Raw genomic sequence first — 4,001 nt, forward strand, 5'->3', positions numbered from 1 at the left:
CCCGAAACAAAGCGAATGGTAATCGTTATTCAGTAGCGCCAAAGGCTATGGTTTGGTCGAACCAATATATGGGACCACCAATCAATAGCGGCGATGATGCAACGGAGATTGCGCCTGATACCAAAGTCGAGATCCGCAAAGTGGAAATGCAGCAGGTCTATGTCGACGGCAAACCGATTGGCGAAGTTTTCGAGAAATAGCGCCACTTTCCGCGCATCCCCGCTTGAAGGCATAAACCCACGCTGCTAGGCGCTCTTTCATGTCAGTCGATAAAGATACCGTGAACAAGATCGCTCGGCTCAGCCGTATCGCGATTAGCGAACAAGAGGCCGAAAAAATGGTTGGGGAGCTGAACGGCATCCTCGCCTGGGTCGAACAATTGGGTGAGGTTGACGTCACCGGCGTTGAGCCGATGACCGCCGTCATCCCCAACACGCTGCGCATGCGCGACGATGTTGTGACCGATGGCAATATGCGTGACAAAGTACTCGCCAATGCCCCTGCGAAAGAAGGCATATTCTTTGGCGTGCCCAAGGTGATTGAGTGATGACTGACCTGACCAAACTCGGCGTTGCCGCCATCCGCGATGGCGTTGCCGCTGGCGAATTCACCGCCGTTGAAGTCGCAACCGCCTTCAACACCAACGTCGCCGCCGCTAAAGTGCTCAACGCCTTCATCGTCGAGACGCCGGAACTGGCCATCGAAGCCGCACAGGCCGTTGATGCCGACCGCGCCGCTGGCAAGCCGCTCGGCAAAATGGCGGGCGTTCCCATTGGCATGAAGGACCTGTTCTGCACCGATGGCGTGCAGACCACCGCCGCCAGCCACATGCTTGAAGGCTTTATCCCGCAATATGAATCGACCGTATCGGGCAAGCTATGGGCCGCTGGCGCAGGGATGCTGGGCAAGTTGAACCTTGACCAGTTCGCGATGGGTTCGTCCAACGAAACCAGCTATTTCGGCAATGTGATTTCGCCTTGGCGACGCAATGACGGCGGAAACGCTGCGCTTGCCCCCGGGGGGTCGTCGGGTGGTTCGTCCACAGCCATTGCTGCACGACTGTGCCCGGCGGCGACCGGCACCGACACCGGCGGCTCGATCCGCCAGCCTGCGGCTTTCACCGGCATTAGCGGGATTAAGCCAACCTATGGCCGCTGCTCGCGCTGGGGCATTGTTGCCTTTGCAAGCTCGCTAGACCAAGCAGGCCCCATGGCACGCGATGTGCGCGATTGCGCGATCATGCTGGAGGCGATGGCGGGTTTTGACGCCAAGGATTCGACTTCGCTAGACCTGCCCGTGCCCGAATGGGAGGCTGGCTTGTCCGGCGACCTGCGCGGCAAACGCATCGGCATTCCGAAAGAATATCGCCTCGACGGCATCGACGAAGATATCGCCGCAATGTGGGACAATGGCATCGCATGGCTGAAGGATGCAGGCGCAGAGATTGTCGAGATCAGCCTGCCGCACACCAAATATGCGCTGCCCGCTTATTACATCATCGCCCCTGCCGAGGCATCGTCAAACCTCGCGCGCTATGATGGCGTGCGTTACGGCCTACGCGATTTGCCCGACGGAGCAGGTCTGCAAGACATGTACGCCGCCACCCGCGCCGCAGGGTTCGGCGAAGAAGTCCGCCGCCGTATCATGATCGGCACCTATGTGCTCAGCGCCGGTTTCTACGACGCCTATTACACACAGGCGCAAAAGGTGCGGGCGTTGATCGCGCGCGATTTTGAGAACGCTTGGGGGCAATGCGACCTGATCCTTGCGCCAACTGCACCAAGCGCGGCCTTTGGCTTAGGCGAGAAGACCAGCGATCCGCTGTCGATGTATCTGAACGACGTGTTCGCGGTGCCTGCGTCGCTGGCTGGCCTGCCCGCGATGTCCGTTCCGGGAGGCATCGACAAACAAGGGCTTCCACTGGGCTTGCAGATTATCGGCAAGGCGTTGGACGAGCAGAGCGTTTTGAACGCAGGCTTAGCAATTGAAGAACGTGCCGGTTTCACGGCGGAAGCGGACAAGTGGTGGTGAGTTATACTTGGGAACAAGTGGTTGCTTGGTTGGGTGTTGTAATCCCACTGTGCGCGCTTGCTTGGGCTGCGGTTCAGCATGTTCTCAATGAAAGACGCGAACGCCAACACGCAGAGTACAGTAAATTTTTTGATATAATGCGGAAGTTTGGCGCAGACGAGTCGACCGTACCTGGAAATATGGCTGCAGCGTATGAGCTTCGGCGATTTCCTCAATATAGTGAGGTGATAATTCGACTTGCAGAAGATACTCCATTGATTGGTGGAAGTGCCGAGCTTCTAAAGCACGAATTATTGCTGACGGCGGATTACCTGAGGGCGAAACTATGATTGTTCCACATATCGTCGCCCCAGCGAAGGCTGGGGCCCATTACGCCCCTCAGCGTAAACCGCAAGACGAGATAGTCACCAGCCTTCGCTGGTGCGACGCAGGTGTAGAGTAATGACTGAATCAACATACCGCATCCAAGGCATGACAGGCGAATGGGAGGTCGTGATCGGCCTTGAGGTCCACGCGCAGGTGACGTCGAACGCTAAGCTGTTTTCGGGAGCGTCCGCAGCTTTCGGTGGTGAGCCGAACAGCCACGTCTCGCTGGTCGATGCCGCGATGCCGGGGATGTTGCCGGTGGTGAACCGCGAGTGCATCCGTCAGGCCGTGCGCACCGGCATGGCGATCAATGCGCAGATCAACCGCTATTCGCGGTTTGATCGGAAGAATTATTTCTACGCCGATTTACCGCAGGGCTACCAGATTTCTCAGCTGTATCACCCGATTGTTGGCGAAGGCGAGATTGAGGTCATTCTCGACGAGAAAGACGCCGACTCCCCGCGCAAAACAATCGGCATCGAACGCATCCATGTGGAGCAGGACGCAGGCAAGCTGATGCACGATCAGCATCCGACGATGTCCTATGTTGACTTGAATCGCTGCGGCGTGGCGTTGATGGAAATTGTTTCAAAGCCTGACATGAACTCTCCCGCCGAAGCCGGAGCATATGTGAAAAAGCTGCGCTCGATTCTCCGCTATGTCGGCAGTTGCGACGGCAATATGGAGGAAGGCTCGATGCGTGCCGACGTGAATGTCAGCGTGCGGAAACCCGGCCCAATAACTGACGAAAATCCGCTGGGCACGCGGACCGAGACGAAAAACGTCAACTCGATCCGCTTTGTCATGCAGACGATTGAGGTTGAGGCGCGGCGTCAGGTCGATTTGATCGAAGACGGCGGTGCGGTGGTGCAGGAAACGCGGCTGTTCGACCCGAACAAGATGGAAACACGGTCGATGCGAAGCAAAGAAGATGCGCATGATTACCGCTATTTCCCCGATCCCGACCTGTTGCCGGTTGAGCTGAGCGACGAATTTCTAGCCGAATGCCGCGCGTCCTTGCCCGAACTGCCCGATGCAAAGCGCGCTCGGTACGAGGCGATGGGCCTCACCGCCTACGCCGCCGCGGTGTTGACCGCAGAGGCCGAAACCGCGTTTTGGTTTGAGGATTTGCTGGGGGCGGGTGTGGACGCCAAGCAAGGTTCCAACTGGCTGCTATCCGAACTGTTCGGCGCGCTGAACAAAATGGGCAAGTCCTTGGACGAGAGCCCCGTGTCGCCTACACAAGCAGCCGAATTGCTCGGCCTTGTCGCCGATGGCACCATTTCGGGCAGCATCGCCAAGCAAGTGTTCGAGATCATGCTGGAGACAGGGCAGGGCGCTGCGGCGATTGTCGAAGAAAAAGGCCTGAAGCAAACCAGCGACACTGGCGCGATTGAAGCGGTCATCGCCGAAATCCTCGCCAACAACCCCGGTCAGCTGGAGCAATATCGCGGCGGCAAGGAAAACCTTTTCGGCTTTTTCGTCGGTCAAACGATGAAGGCGATGCAAGGCAAAGCCAACCCCGGTGTGGTCAATGACTTGCTGAAAAAGGCGCTCGGCTAGGACTCTGTCGCCACCTGTGAAGATGCACGGAATCTGCGCGA

Annotated in this window: 4 protein-coding genes; all 4 read left to right on the plus strand. The window is 57.8% G+C overall.

What is annotated here, in order from left to right; translation table 11 throughout:
• A partial coding sequence (locus ABL922_RS14175; protein WP_349024859.1) for a hypothetical protein occupies nucleotides 1-200 on the plus strand: 200 nt, incomplete at its 5' end.
• A 59-nt stretch (nucleotides 201-259) separates the two neighbouring features.
• The gene (gene gatC / locus ABL922_RS14180) at nucleotides 260-547 is read left to right on the plus strand and encodes an Asp-tRNA(Asn)/Glu-tRNA(Gln) amidotransferase subunit GatC (RefSeq protein ID WP_349024860.1); all 288 of its coding nucleotides are present in this window, start codon (nucleotides 260-262) and stop codon (nucleotides 545-547) included.
• On the plus strand, nucleotides 547-2,031 hold the full coding sequence (gene gatA / locus ABL922_RS14185; protein WP_349024861.1) for an Asp-tRNA(Asn)/Glu-tRNA(Gln) amidotransferase subunit GatA: 1,485 nt from the start codon (nucleotides 547-549) through the stop codon (nucleotides 2,029-2,031). Before gatC ends, gatA begins: the two co-directional genes overlap by 1 nt.
• Nucleotides 2,032-2,472: 441 nt before the next feature.
• Nucleotides 2,473-3,960, plus strand: a complete 1,488-nt coding sequence (gatB, locus tag ABL922_RS14190) for an Asp-tRNA(Asn)/Glu-tRNA(Gln) amidotransferase subunit GatB (protein ID WP_349024862.1) — start codon at nucleotides 2,473-2,475, stop codon at nucleotides 3,958-3,960.
• The last annotated feature ends 41 nt before the right edge of the window (nucleotides 3,961-4,001 follow it).

Source organism: Sphingorhabdus sp., from assembly GCF_040079335.1.
Lineage (GTDB): Bacteria > Pseudomonadota > Alphaproteobacteria > Sphingomonadales > Sphingomonadaceae > Sphingorhabdus_B.

Bases quoted from the DNA above. Each gene is read 5' to 3' on its own strand.
- gatB (WP_349024862.1), top strand. From the start codon at position 2,473: ATGACTGAATCAACATACCGCATCCAAGGCATGACAGGCGAATGGGAG.
- gatA (WP_349024861.1), top strand. From the start codon at position 547: ATGACTGACCTGACCAAACTCGGCGTTGCCGCCATCCGCGATGGCGTT.
- gatC (WP_349024860.1), top strand. From the start codon at position 260: ATGTCAGTCGATAAAGATACCGTGAACAAGATCGCTCGGCTCAGCCGT.